Raw genomic sequence first — 17,279 nt, forward strand, 5'->3', positions numbered from 1 at the left:
TAAAACTTAATTGTCTTTATGATCCTCTTAGTCTGTAACAATCCAACTAGGAGGGCCATTTTCATCTTCGTCATCATTGCCATTATCATTACTATTACCATTTCCATTACCGTTTCCATTATCTTGATCTTGATCTTGATCTTGATCTTGATCTTGATCTGGATCAACTGGCTCACCATCATCACCTATTAATCCATCGGGTGAGCCATCTGGAAAAGGGCCGTTACCACCGTCTTCAATGGGATCATAATATCCTCGTGGAAGCTCGTATTGATAATCTCGTGGTTGGATTCCACCATGCTCTTCTGGATAGTAAGGCACTTTACGTTGTACAAAAATTCTTGATTCCACCTCCCAGGGGGGTGTTAAATCAGTAGCCAGTTTGCCTGTGGGAACATGAATATCAGCTCGTACGTGTACGTCACAATATTCCTTTGGCTCAGTGCCTCGAATAAATAATTCGGACCTTGCCATACTACCTCTAGGGTCTTGTTGACAATATTCAGTGATAAGTTTACCAGAAACTGCGCAGATATTGTGTCTATCAAGACCATCAGGAGTTACAAAATCCTTAGGACTCAATTCTTCATGGACTCGAGCCATAACCCGTTGCCAAAGTCTTGCAGACATGCCACTACCTTGCTCCAAAGCTCTGTTTTGGTCATTACCAATCCAAGTAGCGCCTACATAGTAGGGGGTATACCCAACAAACCATGCATCATAATTATTGTTAGTGGTACCTGTTTTACCTGCTACAGGAATTCCTGAGTTGCCCGGGTTTAGTCGTGCACCAGTACCGGTACCTGCTGATACTACGTTTTTCAACATATCAGTCATGATATAAGCAGCTTGTTCGGTTAAGACTCTATTTCTGTTTTGGGATTTCTCTACAATTATATTTCCTTGTGAATCTCGAATTTCTGTAATTGTGACAGGTTCAACATAAACACCTTGATTAGCTAATGTGGCATAGGCAGCAGTCATTTCCAATGGAGAGACCCCACGGGTCATACCACCAAGGGCGGTAGAAAAGGTCTCATCTGTATAACGGCCGCCATTAACCATGACGGGATTATCGCTTGTGATAACGCTTGTGATACCCATGGATTCCATAGAATCAAACATCTGTCTAAAGGAAGAACTATCGTCTGGACCCAGCATATCTGCAACCAGAACCGCCCCAACATTACTGGAGTCTCTTACGGCCTGTCTTACTGTAATCAAGCCTTGATAAGCTTGATTATAGTTTCTTGGGAAGGGGGCACCTGGGGTTCCTTTATTATAATAGATCGGAATGTCATCAACTACGGTACCAGCAGTCACTTGTCCACTATTGATTGCTGGAGCATAAACAGCGATAGGCTTAATCGCTGAGCCTGGTTGACGTGGAGATAAAGCGCGATTGAAGACCTTCTTGCCTGCAACTTCTCTTCCTCCAACAAGGGCTTTAATTTGGCCTGTTTGGTGGTCAATGATTACCATAGAGGATTGTGGTTGAAGACTATGATTATCATCATAGATCGTTCCAGGGAAATTCTCGTGACGGAGATATTCCTCCTCTAAAATCATTTGAATACCTAGGTCCATGGTGGAGTAGATTCTAAGTCCACCAGAATACAACAATTGACGTGCCTCATCTGGGGATAAGCCAGTAGCCTCTAAAGCGGTAATGACATCCTTTTTCACGAGATCACCAAAATAAGAGGACACTTCATCATTACTTAAACGTGCCGGATTTAATGATTCTTTTAAATCTTCATTAAGTGCTTCTTGGTACTCTGCCTCTGAAATATATTCTAATCTTCTCATGGCACTGAGTACTAACCGTTGTCTTTGAATGACACTTGGGTCTTCATTATACACGATTGTATAGATGCCATTGGAATCATTTAAAATAATATGGCGTTCCTCATCCACTTGATCCTTAGTTAAGGTACGAATTGGTGGGTACCTAGAGGGATTTCGAGTGATTCCTGCGATCAAAGCTGATTCAGCGATGGTTAGTTCGTGAACATCCTTAGAGAAATAGACTTGAGAAGCGGCCTGAACACCGTTGGCACCACTGCCTAAATAAATTGTATTTAAATAAGTTTCTAAAATTTGTTCCTTTGATAAATGCCTATCAAGTTGAATTCCATAGTAGGCATCTCGGATTTTTCTAGCATAGCTTGTATCGCTACGGCTTAGAAATAAATTGACCGCAAGCTGTTGGTTAATTGTACTTGCACCTTGCCTGGAACCAGTACGAAGATTGGTCAAAGCAGCACCAAAAATCCTTCTAGGATCAACACCACTATGAGTCCAAAAACGTTCATCTTCAATGGAAACAAAGGCATTAATTAAGTCTTCTGGCATTTGGTTATACTCTACAATTGTTCGATAATTTTCGCTTTGCACCTTCTCTAGCACTTGACCATCGGTATCGAGTATAAAAGAGGTTTCATCTAACATCTCATAAATATTAGATGCATCAATTGGCGGAGTGTCTTTAATCACACTAAGCACAATACCCGTTGTGACACCGGCGCCAATAAAAACGATCAGTATAATTGACAGAATAACAACGCGGATAATACTAATACGTTTACTGTTTGGTTTTTTATTATTGGATCGATTTGACTTATTTGTTTCGTTTGTTGGCTTCTTATCAGACATTTTTAATCCCTCCATATTTAAAGGAAATACAATAAAGTGAAATAATAAAATACATTTTATTATAACATAATAGGGGCACAACGCAACCATAGAACAAGAACGTTGAAAAATACAGTAAGCATATACTTCCAATATGAGTATTATAACATATTTAAAACAAAGTGTTAATACGACAAAGTGATAGATATAATTTACCTAGATTCATCACAAATACCCCTGGAGAATCATATAATTAACAAAGGGGGGATTTTTTTGAAATTTAGAAGAAGGCGTAAAAATTATAAAAAGTATGTTCTCATAGCTTTCACCCTTCTTGTTACCATTATAGCCATATATAGCTTCACTTATATAGACCGTAAGATAATGCCTACGGTACAGGCATTAGGGGAATTAAAGGCCCAGGAATTGACTACCAGAGCTATCAATGAGTCCATCAGTGTGGTGATTAGACAAGACATAGAATATGAGGACCTTGTTTCCATCAAGGAGGATGAGGAAGGAAATATCACATTGATGCAAGCAAATACCATGCTGATGAATCGCATTGCCTCTGATGTGGCGTTAACAATACAAGAGCATTTAAAGCAAATCAAGACAACTTCCGACCGAATTCCCTTGGGAAATGCATTGGGAAGTCAACTACTGGCACAATATGGTCCTAAAATCAAACTATCGGTAACGCCCTTGGGGATGGTAGATGTCAATTTTGGAACAGAGTTTGAACATTCAGGAATCAACCAAACAAGGCATCGTATTTTCCTTGTGGTCAATACCAGCGTACGGGTAATTGTTCCTTTTAGTGGCAGTACAATTCACGTGACAACCTATGTACCCGTGGCAGAAACTGTCATTGTAGGTCGTGTTCCAATGAACTATATCAATGTACCCAGGGATCAATTTCTGAATATCGCACCCCTAGTTGGGGAATAAAAATGATAAGATAAATGATTTCTTTTAGGAAATCTATTGTATTTTCCCTGAATTTTCCCTTATTATAATACTAGAGGTATTTTAAAGTAAGATGGGTTGACTATAAACAATAGATAAAAGGTGTGGATAAGATGGAAACAGAAAACTTACAGTCAAATAAAAGACCAGTAGCTGTATTGGTTGGATTAAATACAACTGGTAAAAGAAAAAACGACTTTGATATTGAAGAATCTATGGATGAGTTAAAGGAGCTTGCAAAAGCAGCTGGAGCAGATGTAGAAGCCATTGTGATTCAAAATAGACCTGCTGTAGATGTTACCTATTATATAGGAAAAGGAAAAGTCGAAGAAATTAAGGTGTTTTGTGATTCAGTTGAAGCGGATATGGTGATTTTCAATGATGTATTATCAGGATCACAAATCAGAAATATAGAAGCAGCTATGGACATCGACGTGATTGACCGAACAACCTTAATACTCGATATTTTTGCCCAGCGAGCACAAGCCAAAGAAGGTAAACTTCAAGTGGAATTGGCCCAATTGAAATATAGAATGCCAAGATTGAAAGGCTTAGGCAAACAGATGTCAAAGCAAGGGGCAGGAATTGGGACCAGAGGACCTGGAGAGAAAAAATTAGAAACAGATAGACGACATATTCTAAGTCGAATTCATGATATTGAACAAGAGCTAAAAGAAGTAAAACAGAACAGAGAAGTACAAAGAGCCCAGCGTAAAAAATCAGAGATTCCCATTGTTGCAGTGGTAGGGTATACCAATGCAGGAAAATCAACTTTGATGAATCGGCTGCTGCAGATGAGTGAAACGTATCAGGAGGATAGAGAGGTTTTTGTTAAGGACATGCTCTTTGCCACATTGGATGTTTCTTTGCGCAAATTAGTATTTAATGAAAAGCTGACATTTATATTAACTGACACTGTGGGGTTTGTCAGTAAGCTTCCCCATGATTTAGTGAATGCTTTCAAAGCAACATTGGAGGAAGTACAGTATGCAGACTTGCTTTTACACGTAATTGATGCCTCCAATGATAATTTTGAAATGCAAAGAAAGACAACCCTAGGTGTTTTGCACGATTTGGGAGTCCAAAGCAAAAAAATCATTGATGTCTATAATAAGATAGACAAAGTTTCAGATGCCAGTGTTTTGCCTAAAGATGATAACACGCTTCATATTTCTGCCTTGAATAAAATCAACCTTGATAAATTAATTGAAAGCATTCGTCAAGAAATTGGTGTAAAGGTAATTGAATGTAAGCTTCTCATTCCCTTTGCAGATGGAAGTGTGGTATCCCAGATCCATCAAGAGGGGACGGTTCTGTCTACGGAATATGTAGAAGAGGGTGTCCTAATACATATTAAAATAGAGGATATGTATTACCAGAAGTATCAATCCTACGAAGTATAATGGGTGAATGTGGGGGGAATATCGAAATGGAGAATGGGTTGTCTATAACGATCAACTGGGGCAATGTGAAGGAATATGATGATCATTTTATTTCTTATTTGCTATTCTTAGAAGGAAAGAGTGTTTCTTTAATTAGTCAAATACGAAACTTATCAAAGGAAGAGGTAGACCAGCAGATTATTGAATCCAAAGTAAAGATGAAACAATCTAAAAAAACACAAGACTTTAGTCAAGTGTTCATGGTGCTCTTAGCCAGTACAAAAGAAGAACGATTAAACTTTTTACTTCAGAGTGATGGGCTGGTTAAAGAAGAGCTTATGAAGTATATGGTTATAAGGATCCCCACCATTGAAAATGCAGAAGATCTCATGATAGCCCTGTGGCTAGCGGGGCAACTAAAAGACAAAAGACTGCTTCCCGCCATCCATCAAGAGAGCAATCACAAGCATGGAGGCGTCAGGCGCATGGTTTGCTCAGCTCTTGGAAAAATTCAAGATCGAAGTAGTTTAGATGTTTTACATAGAGCGCTGCAGGATGGTAAACCACAGGTAAGACAATACGCTGCTAAATCCCTTGCAAGGATCGGAAATGAAAAGACCGTAACAAGACTAAAGGCACTACTTAAAAATCCAAATGAGACTGAATACGTCCAACGTGCATATGATAATACAATCAAAGAAATTCAGGAAAGATTAAAAAGAGGCTAAATAAAAGAAAGCCTCTTTTTTGTTTCTTTAACGATTTCCGTGAGATTAAAGTAAGTTTGTAGCGTGCCACGGGCCACAATAGGTCTGCCAAAGCTGACCCAATTCATTCTACGAGAACTAAATCCACCAACACGCATTAAAAAGTTGACCGTGGGCATGGTGCTGACCATGACTAGGTTAGCATCAGTCCCTTCAAGTAAGGACCAGGTTTCTTGTATAATAGGAACCACAAGATGAGGAACAAACTGTCTGCCTAGTGTATGGATTCTATGACCATCTTCATCAGTGCCACGGTAAATGATTTTTCCACGATCTTTTATCGTTAATGTATCGTAATAAGGAATGTTCAAAAGATCCTCAAGACTGGGTCTGTGATTGATTGGCAGTTTGTTTAAATGGATTGCAGATGCAGTGACTGAAGAGTGTGCCCCACCTACACAGTGATAGACAACATACACATTTTTCACCTACTTACGTTAATAATCTAGTTTCGTTTTTAGTTTTTCAAAAAGAAAGACAATTTATTTATGAATAATAGGAATAAAAAATACATATTTAGCAATAATGATATAAAAAGGGAATGAAAGAAGCGTTATGTGATTTGTGGAAATCTTCAGAATAGATGTTGTAAAATAATAGTAAATGTTGTATCATTAAGATAAGTTAAAAGGAAGGAGGATTCGTCCAATGCTGTTTAGAAACTGTGCTGGTGGCGTGGTGTTTTATGCAAATCAGGTGTTTATCTTAAAAAATGAAAAAAACGAATGGGTATTACCAAAAGGTGTAATTCGTAACGCGGACCTCCCCACAAATGTGGCGATTGATCGTGTAAAGATGGAAGCTGGAGTTGAGGCTGAAATTCTTTCCACGGCAGGAGGAACGAGTTACGAATTTTATTCTGTTACAAGGAAACAACCGGTGTGCAATCAGATTATATGGTATATAATGCGAGCTAAATCAAAACAGTTTAAAGTTAACAATGATTTAGGTTTTAAAGAGGGAGGCCTTTATCCCATAGATCAAGCCCTTGATATGATTACTTACAGTCAAGAAAAATCCCTGGTGAGTCTTTCCTACAAAAAGTACAAAGAATTTATGAAAGAAACATTAGCGGTATAAGAAGACAAAGGAAGCAGTGAGAGCTGCTTCTTTTCCATTTATAATGAATTTTACTTAAGAAGGAAGGGTATATATGATCAACCAATATCGTACATTATTGAAGTCTGGGGTGCAGGAGATTGTGATTGATAAATCAAGGTTTATTGGTTATGCAGCTCCAATTAGTAATGAAGAAGAGGCAGTGGCATTTATTGAAGAGATCAAGAAAAAGCATCGAAATGCAACGCATAATGTTCCCGTATATATTGTGGGGGAAAGAAATGAAGTACAGCGATATAGCGATGATGGAGAACCCTCTGGAACGGCAGGGGTGCCTATATTAGAAGTACTAAAGAAGGAAGACTTACGAAATGTGGTCGTTGTTGTGACAAGGTACTTTGGTGGAATCAAGCTAGGAACCGGTGGATTAGTAAGAGCCTATACAAAAGGTGTTAGGGTGGCCCTAGATGCAGGAAAAATCATTTTAAAAAAAATGTATGAAACCATGTCTGTAACCGTTGATTATACCCAGTTAGGCAAAGTGCAAAATGAAATTTTACAACATGGATACACGATTAAAGAAACCAAATATGATGAAGCTGTACACTTTATTGTATATGTCAAATTAGAAGATGTCAGCGATTTTAAAAAACAGATCGTTGAGTGGACAAGTAGTCGATGTGAATTGAATATAGTTGAAAAAGGATACTTAACTGAGATAGATGGAGAAATTATAATAGAATAGAATGTGAAAAAAAGGGTATAAGTATTAGGAAAGTAAAAAAGGAGGTCAATACCTATGGATCAAGTTGAAAAGAATAAAGAAGAAATGTTAAAACTAAAAACATGGGCTGTTGTTGGAGTCACACCAGATGAGGAGAAGTTTGGTTATAAGATTTATCAAAAACTTAAAAATCATGGATACCATGTATACGCAGTTAACCCGAAATATGATTCTGTAGAGGGAGATATAATCTACAACAGTTTGAAGGATCTCCCTGAAAAACCAGAATGCGTGAACATCGTGGTTAATCCTAAGGTGGCCAAGGGGGTTTTAGAAGAGGTGAAGGCTCTTGGTATACAATATGTATGGTTCCAGCCGGGCACATTCGATGAGGAAACCATTGCCCATGCTGAAGAAGCTGGACTGAACATTGTTTATTATGATTGTGTGTTAGTGGCTCTAGGGTAAACTCGAAAAAAGCAGGACTTAGCTTTCCCCTGATTTTTGCTTTCCTTTATACAGAAATTCGTAAACTCCCATTATTAATAAAAAGATTCCAAATAGTTTTCTTAAGGTATCCGATGGAAGCACTAGGGCTATTTTTGAACCGATGATTGTACCGAATATGCCAAAGGATACCAAAGGAATCGTAAAATTTAAAAGAACATTGCCATTTCTATAATGTATGAACACGGCAATAACAGCCACAGGAATAAACATTAATAAATTAACACCTTGAATACTCTGTTGCTTTAATTCCGTCAAAAAAATCAGGCCTGGAATTAGAATCGTGCCTCCTCCAATTCCCATGCCCCCTACGGCTCCTGTTAATAGACCTAATAAAAATAGAATCATGAAAATATCATCCTTATAGAAGCTAGAATCATAAAAACACCAAATGTTTTCCGTAGATAGCTAGCAGAAAACCGAGTAAGCAACTTAGAACCAATATAACTACCAATTACGGCTCCAGATGTGATTTGAAAAGTGATGGTGGGTTCAGCAAAGCCATGACGATAATATATGAAACTACTGACCATAGCAAATGGAAGAATAATAGAAATAGCTGTTGCATGGGCCTGATGTTGTTTAACACAGAAAATAAAGGTCAGGGCAGGGACGATAATTGTGCCACCCCCAGCACCGAATAGGCCATTGATAATGCCTGCTGTCAATCCAACCAGCATCATCTTAAACCAATGAATCTGTTTTTTTTTCATATGTACACCTCTGTATAACAAATTCTAGTATAGGCGATAAATAAGATGAACTACCCTTAACTTAACCATATTAGTAAAATCTATTCGCTGTCTTTCTTGACAGGTAAAGCAAGAGAACGTATAATTGCATTATATACATAAAAGCATACCGAAATACTATGGAATGGAGTGAGAAGTGTGAAAAAAGTAAACTATATTTATGATTTAATTGGAGATACCCCCTTAGTAAAACTGAATCGATTGGTAGAAGAAGACATGGCGGAAGTCTATCTAAAGCTTGAGTTCTTTAATCCAGGCAGCAGTGTGAAGGATCGTATTGCCTTAAGTATGATTGAAGATGCAGAGGAAAAGGGTCTATTGAAGCCAGGGGCCACTATTGTTGAGCCAACAAGTGGAAACACTGGGATTGGCCTAGCTATGATTGGTGCGGCAAAAGGGTATTCAGTCATTCTTGTTATGCCTGATACAATGAGCATGGAAAGGCGAAAGCTGTTGAAAGCATTTGGCGCTGAACTGGTATTGACATCGGGAGCATTAGGAATGAAGGGTACAATTGAAAAAGCTAAAGAGCTACTTGAAAAAAATCCTACCTATTACATGCCACAACAATTTGAAAATCCTGCCAATCCTCAAGTTCATCAAGACACGACGGCTAAGGAAGTATGGGAACAAACTGATGGTGAAATTGATGCATTTGTGGCTGGCGTAGGCACAGGTGGAACCATCACTGGGGTGGGAGGGTTTCTAAAGCAAAAAAATCCTAACATCAAAATCATTGCTGTAGAGCCTGAAAAATCGCCTGTAATATCAGGTGGGCAGCCGGGGCCTCACAAAATCCAAGGAATTGGAGCGGGATTCATTCCAAAAAACTTAAATGTAAATGTGATTGACCAAGTAATTCAAGTGAAAGACGACGATTCTTTGGTTATGGCTAGAAAAGTAGCAGCAATTGAGGGGATTTTAGTAGGTATTTCTTCAGGAGCTGCGGTTGTGGCAGCTTTGCAAGTAGCTAAAGAACTAGGAAAAGGGAAGCGTGTCGTTGTGATGATTCCTTCATCAGGTGAAAGATACTTAACGACTGCTCTGTTTGACTTTGACCAAGAATAATACCAATTAGACATTAAAATTAACTTAAATAAAGTTTGGATCAAAGAGAGTCTTAAATCAATTTAAGGCTCTCTTTAGAGTTGAAACAGTTGAATAAGGAAATATAACTTTCTTTAAACATTTTATTTAAGGAAATTTGCAGTAAATAAGTGGAAATGTGCTATAATGAATGAAAAATAAAGGAGTGGATTTTATCATGGAAATAGCAATGAAAGTTGAAAGGGTAGTTGCATGGTTAAGAGAACAGGTTGAAGAATCAGGTACAACGGGACTGGTAGTTGGCATTTCAGGAGGAATCGATTCAGCTGTTGTTGCGAACTTAATTTATCGGGCATTTCCTAATCAATCATTAGGTGTTATTTTACCCATTAGGAGTCATCAGGACGACATTGATGATGGATTAGCAGTAGCAATTGCCTGTGGTATTAAGCATACAACTGTTAACTTAGATAATGAGCATGAAAATGTACTCAGTAAAGCAATCAACGCTTTGCAAAAGCTAGAATTATATGATGAAAATAAACTTAGGATATCTGATGCCAACCTTCGTGCCCGCTTACGGATGAGTACATTGTATACCATAGCAAATAATGTCAACTCTCTTGTCGTTGGTACCGACAATGCAGCGGAATTACATACAGGATATTTTACTAAGTATGGAGATGGTGGCGTTGATATACTACCCATTGCTGGTTTGACAAAAAGAGAAGTATATCAGTGGGGAGAATACCTAGGGGTACCCCAGTCTGTGCTGAACCGTGAACCATCAGCGGGGCTTTGGGAAGGGCAAACTGATGAAAAAGAAATGGGAACAACCTATGAGATGATTGATGATTTCTTAGAGGGAAAAGAAGTACCTCAAAAGGATAAAGAAATTATTGAAAGGCTTCATGGCATTTCCCATCATAAAAGAGTGATGCCTCCTCTACCGAACATTTAATTGTAAGATGAGAATTAATTCGCTAGTTCGCTAGGATCATTGTATTGCGTCCTCGAAATGAATTGCATCGTAATAGGTAATATGCTAAAATTTATGTGTTGATTAGTGTCATTTACTTAAAGACAGGAGAGGATTTTGTGGGACGAATCGGTAATATTATTCAAAGAAAAGGCAAACAAGATGCAAAAAAAGCTAAAATATATACAAAGTTGGCAAGGTTAATCTCAGTTGCAGCTCGGGAGAGTGGCGGAGACCCTGAATACAATGCGGCTTTAAAAAATGCCATGGATAAAGCCAGAGCTCAAAATATGCCTAATGACAATATCGATAGAGCGATAAAAAAAGGAACTGGTGAAGCTGGTGGAAATCAATACGAGCAAATCATCTATGAAGGCTATGGACCAAGTGGGGTTGCAGTGATTGTTGAAGTATTGACGGATAACAGAAACAGAACCGCTGGAGATGTAAGACATGCTTTTGATAAGAATGGAGGGAACCTAGGGACTTCTGGTTGTGTAGCCTTTTCATTTGATCGAAAGGGTCAAATCGTAATCGAAAAAGAAGACACAATTGATGAAGAAACCTTAATGATGGGTGCCCTTGATGCAGGAGCAGAAGATTTTATAGTGGATGAAGAGGCCTATGCAATCATCACAACACCTGAAGATTTTACCATAGTAAAGGATAATTTACGACAAGAAGGTCACAAATTCTTCAGTGCAGACATCATCTATCTTCCCCAAGTGGAAGCAGAACTACCTGAAGAAGACATTAAAAAGATGAATAGACTCATTGATATGCTTGAGGACAATGATGATGTGCAAGAAGTCCATCATAATTGGAGTGTATAGGTGTCGTAACTGGAATTTGAACGTTTCGGAGTGTTAAGGTAGCTTGTTGAGTAATGATGTACATCCAGATTTCAATTGGGTAATGGTATATAATACTGATTACTTACTTGAATTATGGGTGTACTAGTTGAACACCTTCTTATGTGAATGTTTATTATTAAATATTCATATGGGAGGGTGTTTTTGTGTTGATGGATGATTATCCCACTAATGAATCTAAAGTAGAACAATTCCATAGAACCACTCCCAAAACTTCAATGTAATATAAATGACGTAATATAACTTTCAAAAGGACAATAGAAATGATAAGTATAGAGCTTATTTTATATCAGTCTAAAGGGGAGGGAGTAATGTGACCACATATGAATTGGTGACTTTATTGGATGAAGTTAGAAAGAACGATGGAAAGGTATATTTACAATATGACAGTCCTGATGAAGATGACCATAGTACTGATGCATTAGGTAAATTAGGAATTAGGATTTTTACAGAGATTAGGGGTAGTACAAAAGTACCAACAGGAATACAGTTTGATTTACAAAATGGTTTAGAAGAAGAGTTTTTTTATGATGTGTCAAGCTGTATCAGATGATAGTAATAATTTTCTTAAAAAGGATATTCCTCTAATAAAACTTAAATTTTATTGGCTGTATAAACGAAATAGTTATGCTGGAAAATAAGACGAAATTTGAAATGTATAGCAATAATAAAGGGAATCCATGGGATATGTAGAAATAAAAGGTAGGTTTTAGTGTTTGAAGTAGACTCTTGGAAAAGAGGCGATAAGATGTGGTGAACATTTATAAAATGAATGATGAAGAACTGAAGGTTACTTTTCAGTATAATAATCAACTGGTAGAAAAAATTAGGAAAGTTGAGGGTAGAAGGTGGGATGCAGATCAAAAGTACTGGGTTGTTCCGAATAATGCTAAATGTATAGATGACCTAACAAATATTTTCATAGATGAAGATATAAGATGGGATGAATCATTAAGCTTTTCCAAAACAGAAAATAGTGAATGTAACTTTCATGATATTAATCTAGCATTACAACAATTAGAAAAGCAGTTTACATTAAAAGGATATAGTCCTAAAACTAAAAAATCATATATTGGACATGTTAAAAGATTTCTTGGGTTCATTAATAATAAACCTGAAGTATTGACCAAACAGGATGTTGAAAAATATATGTATCATTTATTGAATGTTCAGGAAAACTCACATGCCTTTGCAAATCAAGCTTTGAGTGCGATTAAATTCTATTACCAACATTCACTTAAGAAAGATAAAGTGTTATATGATTTGCCTAGACCTAAGAAAGAAAAGACGTTACCAAATATATTAAGTCAAAGAGAGGTATTATCAATATTAGATTCTGTTAATAACATTAAACATAAATCAATATTACTTTTAACTTACTCAGCGGGCCTTCGAGTTGGTGAAGTAGTAAGGCTAAAGGTAGGAGATATCGATAGCGATAGAATGCTTATACATGTAAGACAAGGAAAAGGTAGAAAAGACAGATATACCATACTTTCAGAAGTTGCTCTAAGTACGTTAAGAAAATATGCAATGATAGAAAAGCCTAAAGATTGGTTATTTCCAGGAGGGAAAGAGAATTGTTTTTTGACAGAACGTTCAGTCCAAAAAACATTTTCAGTTGCGTGTAAGAGAGCCAAGGTAAAGAAACATGCCTCAGTGCACAGCTTGAGACACTCATTTGCAACACATTTATTAGAAGGCGGGACTGATCTTAGGTATATTCAAGAATTACTAGGTCACTCAAGCTCAAAAACCACAGAGATATATACGCATGTCTCTGTAGCAAATTTCAGTAAAATAAAAAGTCCCTTAGATAAATTTATGAAATAGAACTACAAACATAAGCATATTTTCACGAACTAAGGTTCGCAAACCCTTCTATTTTGGTATGTAAAAACGAACCTGAATTCGGGAATGGAAAAGTTAGGCAACATTGAATTCTAAGAGAGGTGAATTTATGAAGATTATAATAAGTAGAAAAGGATTTGATTCGGGATATGGAGGATATCCTAGTCCAATTTTACCTGATGGGAGGATGGTGTCATTTCCAATACCAGATATAGATAAATCAATTAGTTATAAAGACTTACATTTTGATGATAGATACAATTACATGGAGCTAATGAAATCTCTATTTGGAGATACGTTAAAACATGAAGGATATGGGAAAGTACTTGTTGATGATATTGGGTGTCATCTTGACCCAGATATTCAATCAACTGCATATGAAAGAAATAAAGATTGGAGAGGATTATTTGGGCAAGCAGGGATTGCTCAAAAGCACTTAAAAAATCAAGATGTATCAGTAGGAGACATTTTTCTTTTCTTTGGTTGGTTTAGACAAACAGAGTTAGTTAATGGACGGATTATATATGATAAAAAAGATAAGAAAGGTAAGCATGTAATATATGGTTATATGGAGGTGGGAGAAATTCATCAGGTTAATAAACTGGATACGGATGAGTGGATGCACTATCACCCACATGTAAAAAGAGGGAAAGGTGCTACGGATAATGACGTTATTTATGTTGCTAAGGACAAACTTTCAGTGGATAGTTCACTAGACGGATATGGTACATTGAAATATTGTGATGCGGTCACATTAACTAAAGATGGCTTTAGTAAATCAAGATGGAATTTACCTGATATCTTTAAACATACTTCTATAAGTTATCATAGTGAAAATAGTTGGAAGGATAACTATTTTCAATCAGCTGCCAAAGGTCAAGAATTTGTTCTAGAAAGCACAGTTGAAATTAAAAATTGGTTAGAAAAACTTTTCAAACAAGCAAAGTAGTACGAATTCAACATCGCCTAACAATAGATTAGCAGAAATCCTTTCACCAGGTGCGAAGCACCGTCAGGGAGTACTCCTTTGGGGTCTGGTTCAAGGAAATCGCTAATCCGAGACGTTCTACGACATTGAAAAAACATTTGAATAAAAAGGGGGTTTGAAAGTGAACAAAGTATGGTTAAAAAAATGCTTAGAGTTAATCTTTAATGTTAGTATAATTAGTACAACTTTTTTAGTAGACATAAAAGAATATACTGTTAGCAATCCTTGGTATCCAATAGCAAGTTTTTTTGCTCTTTTAAGTGGATTTACATTGTATTCTCTTAAAGAAGATTCTAATGAAGAACTAAAGATAGATACAATATTCTTGCTAGTTAATCCATTAATTATAGGGATTTTTATAAGGTTTGTATTCCATGAAAGCTTAAATTTCAAATTTATAATTATAAACTTTGTAAATTATTTATTTGTAATAATTATATATCTGGGTTTAAGAGAACCTTTTTTCACATTATACAAAAGGATTGGAAAATGGGCAATATTGGTTCATATAATCACGGGATTTGTATTATTGATATTGGTATTGTTAAATGCAAATATCTTTCTAAGAGTTATAATTCCATTTTCAACTTGGATTATTTTAGTATTACTAACATGGAATTCAAAAAATCAAACTAAATAGTCGTTAGATTTTGTTAAAAAAGATAATTAACTACAAATCACGTCGTAGAACATGCCCATTCCCACAAGGGTGCAAGAAGAACCGTCAGGTAGAGAGTCTCTGTAGGCACCGTCACAAAGCAAGGTCAGGCACCACACCTTCTCACTGGGAGCCAGCACCGCCAAGGGGTATTCCTTTAGGGTCCAGTTCGAAGGCGACGGGAATGGCAGAAACGTTAGTTGAAACCACAATATCGGGGCAGGACGTTGGGGTCAATGGTTAGCCTCATGTTACTGAACATTAGATGATCTATGCGTAACAATTTTTTGTAAATTGGATTTGAACGGAGGGATTGTATGGTGAATAAAACTGATGCCATTGAAATAATAACGTGGGCTGAAGAAAATGGAATTAGTATCTGGATAGATGGCGGTTGGGGGGTAGATGCCCTATTGAAAGAAGAAACTAGAGAACACAACGATATTGATTTATTTGTGGAGGAAAGCAACGGCAAGAAATTTGTCAATATACTAAAGGAAAAAGGCTTTGCTGAAATTACTGAATCATACACAACAGCATCTCACACGGTTTGGAAGGATACTAAAGGTAGGATAATTGATCTTCATATATTTAAATTTGATGAACAGGGATACATTGTTTTTGAAGGAGAAGCATACCCCCCAGACGTGTTTAGTGGCATTGGGGAAATAGGTGACAAAGTGGTACGGTGTATTGATGCAGAAAACCAAGTGTTATTTCACTTGGGCTATGAGCATGATGAAAATGATGTGTATGATGTAAAACTTTTATGCGAAAGATTTGGTATTCCTATTCCCAGCGAGTACAAGTAATCAACAACCGCCAATTTAAATAAGCATAAATTTAATTATAGCTGTGTCGTATCATTTAAAAATTACGAAAGAGCCAATTTAATGAATGTTACACAGTTTCTTTTTAATGTGGAATAAAAAAGTGAGATAAGTTGCGGCATCAACTAACAATGCATTGCCGGCTCCGCTGTGCTCCGACCCAAACCTTTTCGCTGGGAGACAAGCTCCTCCAAGGGGTATTCCTTTGGGGTCCAGCTCAAAGGCTTCTGCAATGCGAAACGTTAGTTGAAACCACAATATCGGGGCAGGGGGTTGGGGTCAATTGTTTTCCTGATGCTATTGAACATCAGATAATCAGCAGAGTATTTGCTATATTGTAAATGTAGAATATGATGAACTAAAAAAATATTAATATAATAGGGGGTAGAGTATGAACAGATTGAAATTAGTTTTACCGACACCAGAATATAAAAATAAAATAATGGATTATAAGAGCGAATTTATTGAAAATGGAGATAGCATGGATGGGACTGCAGGACTGAGAAATACTGAAACCTTTGAAGAATGGTACGGTGCATTTTGTGATAATTTAAAAGAGGAAACTGTAAGGGATGGATTAGTTCCTGCAACTACATATATGGCTATTTCTATTGATGGTGGTCGTTTAATTGGGATGATTGATATTAGACACCGTTTAAATGATTCTTTGTTAAATTTGGGTGGACATATAGGTTATAGTGTTAGAAAACCAGAAAGACAACAAGGATATGCAACTGAAATGTTAGAATTGGCTTTAATTGAATGTGTAAAATTAAATATTAAAAAAGTTTTAATCACTTGCGACAAAGACAATGTTGCATCAGCAAAGACTATAATAAAGAATGGTGCAGAGTTAGAAAATGAAATATCAGAAGGAAATCGAATTACACAAAGGTATTGGATAACTTTAGATTAAGATTATGAGTATGCTCCACACATAGACAAGTTTGCATAGTTATGAACTTGGGAAGCTGTTACAAGAAGGTTTAAGTCGAATCATCTAATTAATGTGTTATAAGAAAGTAAGCTAGATTGTGGCATCAACTAACATGTCCATTCCCGCTAGGGGTGCAAGAAGTACCGTCAAGAAGAAAGTCTCTGTATCCACCGTCATGAAGCAAATTCAGCACCACACCTTCTCACTGGGTGTAAGCACCGCCAAGGGGTATTCCTTTAGGGTCCAATTCGAAGGTGTCGGGAATGGCAAGAACGTTATATAAAATTGTCCCCATTGTTTGCTAGGGTAGATTCTCTGGGGTT

At 36.9% G+C, this 17,279-nt stretch carries 19 protein-coding genes; 15 read left to right on the plus strand and 4 right to left on the minus strand.

The window, feature by feature from the left end; all coding sequences use genetic code 11:
• Positions 1 to 27: 27 nt before the first annotated feature.
• Entirely contained in the window at positions 28 to 2,655 is a 2,628-nt protein-coding gene (locus tag AMET_RS10975) for a transglycosylase domain-containing protein (protein ID WP_012063357.1), read from the minus strand.
• A 252-nt stretch (positions 2,656 to 2,907) separates the two neighbouring features.
• Here AMET_RS10975 and yunB point away from each other — a divergent pair, with 252 nt between their 5' ends.
• From yunB to AMET_RS10990, 3 genes are all read left to right on the plus strand, one after another.
• Complete coding sequence (gene yunB, locus AMET_RS10980) at positions 2,908 to 3,585, plus strand: sporulation protein YunB (protein WP_012063358.1); 678 nt, start codon at positions 2,908 to 2,910, stop codon at positions 3,583 to 3,585.
• Positions 3,586 to 3,716: 131 nt separating this feature from the next.
• Positions 3,717 to 5,006 (plus strand): GTPase HflX, encoded by a 1,290-nt coding sequence (hflX, locus tag AMET_RS10985; protein ID WP_012063359.1) that lies wholly within the window; start codon positions 3,717 to 3,719, stop codon positions 5,004 to 5,006.
• A 26-nt stretch (positions 5,007 to 5,032) separates the two neighbouring features.
• Positions 5,033 to 5,713, plus strand: coding sequence for a HEAT repeat domain-containing protein (locus AMET_RS10990; protein WP_012063360.1), 681 nt, complete (start codon positions 5,033 to 5,035; stop codon positions 5,711 to 5,713).
• Here the strand turns inward: AMET_RS10990 and AMET_RS10995 are convergent.
• Entirely contained in the window at positions 5,710 to 6,180 is a 471-nt protein-coding gene (locus AMET_RS10995; RefSeq protein WP_242661434.1) for a DUF3189 family protein, read from the minus strand. The genes AMET_RS10990 and AMET_RS10995 overlap by 4 nt on opposite strands.
• A gap of 220 nt (positions 6,181 to 6,400) precedes the next feature.
• On the opposite strand from AMET_RS10995, the gene AMET_RS11000 reads away from it, so the two are divergent.
• From AMET_RS11000 to AMET_RS11010, 3 genes are all read left to right on the plus strand, one after another.
• Positions 6,401 to 6,832, plus strand: a complete 432-nt coding sequence (locus AMET_RS11000; protein ID WP_012063362.1) for an NUDIX domain-containing protein — start codon at positions 6,401 to 6,403, stop codon at positions 6,830 to 6,832.
• 73 nt (positions 6,833 to 6,905) lie between these two features.
• Positions 6,906 to 7,556: a YigZ family protein gene (locus tag AMET_RS11005; protein WP_012063363.1), complete on the plus strand. Its 651-nt coding sequence runs from the start codon at positions 6,906 to 6,908 to the stop codon at positions 7,554 to 7,556.
• A gap of 54 nt (positions 7,557 to 7,610) precedes the next feature.
• Entirely contained in the window at positions 7,611 to 8,003 is a 393-nt protein-coding gene (locus tag AMET_RS11010; RefSeq protein WP_012063364.1) for a CoA-binding protein, read from the plus strand.
• An 18-nt stretch (positions 8,004 to 8,021) separates the two neighbouring features.
• On the opposite strand, the gene AMET_RS11015 is transcribed toward AMET_RS11010, so the two are convergent.
• Entirely contained in the window at positions 8,022 to 8,390 is a 369-nt protein-coding gene (locus AMET_RS11015) for a sulfite exporter TauE/SafE family protein (protein ID WP_012063365.1), read from the minus strand.
• The gene (locus AMET_RS11020; protein WP_012063366.1) at positions 8,387 to 8,755 is read right to left on the minus strand and encodes a sulfite exporter TauE/SafE family protein; all 369 of its coding nucleotides are present in this window, start codon (positions 8,753 to 8,755) and stop codon (positions 8,387 to 8,389) included. Before AMET_RS11020 ends, AMET_RS11015 begins: the two co-directional genes overlap by 4 nt.
• 177 nt (positions 8,756 to 8,932) lie before the next feature.
• Here AMET_RS11020 and cysK point away from each other — a divergent pair, with 177 nt between their 5' ends.
• The 9 genes from cysK to AMET_RS11065 all read left to right on the plus strand — a co-directional run bounded on the left by cysK (position 8,933) and on the right by AMET_RS11065 (position 16,935).
• Positions 8,933 to 9,862, plus strand: coding sequence for a cysteine synthase A (gene cysK, locus AMET_RS11025; protein ID WP_012063367.1), 930 nt, complete (start codon positions 8,933 to 8,935; stop codon positions 9,860 to 9,862).
• A gap of 196 nt (positions 9,863 to 10,058) precedes the next feature.
• Complete coding sequence (gene nadE / locus AMET_RS11030) at positions 10,059 to 10,802, plus strand: NAD(+) synthase (RefSeq protein ID WP_012063368.1); 744 nt, start codon at positions 10,059 to 10,061, stop codon at positions 10,800 to 10,802.
• 137 nt (positions 10,803 to 10,939) lie between these two features.
• Positions 10,940 to 11,653: a YebC/PmpR family DNA-binding transcriptional regulator gene (locus tag AMET_RS11035; RefSeq protein WP_041720680.1), complete on the plus strand. Its 714-nt coding sequence runs from the start codon at positions 10,940 to 10,942 to the stop codon at positions 11,651 to 11,653.
• Between the two features lie 352 nt (positions 11,654 to 12,005).
• The gene (locus tag AMET_RS11040) at positions 12,006 to 12,245 is read left to right on the plus strand and encodes a hypothetical protein (RefSeq protein ID WP_012063370.1); all 240 of its coding nucleotides are present in this window, start codon (positions 12,006 to 12,008) and stop codon (positions 12,243 to 12,245) included.
• A gap of 215 nt (positions 12,246 to 12,460) precedes the next feature.
• The gene (locus AMET_RS11045) at positions 12,461 to 13,525 is read left to right on the plus strand and encodes a tyrosine-type recombinase/integrase (RefSeq protein WP_012063371.1); all 1,065 of its coding nucleotides are present in this window, start codon (positions 12,461 to 12,463) and stop codon (positions 13,523 to 13,525) included.
• Positions 13,526 to 13,652: 127 nt separating this feature from the next.
• Positions 13,653 to 14,492, plus strand: coding sequence for an Nmad3 family putative nucleotide modification protein (locus AMET_RS11050; protein WP_012063372.1), 840 nt, complete (start codon positions 13,653 to 13,655; stop codon positions 14,490 to 14,492).
• Between the two features lie 160 nt (positions 14,493 to 14,652).
• Positions 14,653 to 15,171 carry a hypothetical protein gene (locus AMET_RS11055; protein WP_041720683.1) on the plus strand — a complete coding sequence of 173 codons (519 nt, stop codon included), beginning with the start codon at positions 14,653 to 14,655 and terminating at the stop codon, positions 15,169 to 15,171.
• Between the two features lie 335 nt (positions 15,172 to 15,506).
• Positions 15,507 to 16,001 (plus strand): nucleotidyltransferase domain-containing protein, encoded by a 495-nt coding sequence (locus tag AMET_RS11060; protein ID WP_012063374.1) that lies wholly within the window; start codon positions 15,507 to 15,509, stop codon positions 15,999 to 16,001.
• 409 nt (positions 16,002 to 16,410) lie between these two features.
• Complete coding sequence (locus tag AMET_RS11065; protein ID WP_012063375.1) at positions 16,411 to 16,935, plus strand: GNAT family N-acetyltransferase; 525 nt, start codon at positions 16,411 to 16,413, stop codon at positions 16,933 to 16,935.
• Positions 16,936 to 17,279 lie beyond the last annotated feature (344 nt).

It is taken from the genome of Alkaliphilus metalliredigens QYMF (assembly GCF_000016985.1).
Taxonomy (GTDB): Bacteria; Bacillota; Clostridia; order Peptostreptococcales; family Natronincolaceae; genus Alkaliphilus_A; species Alkaliphilus_A metalliredigens.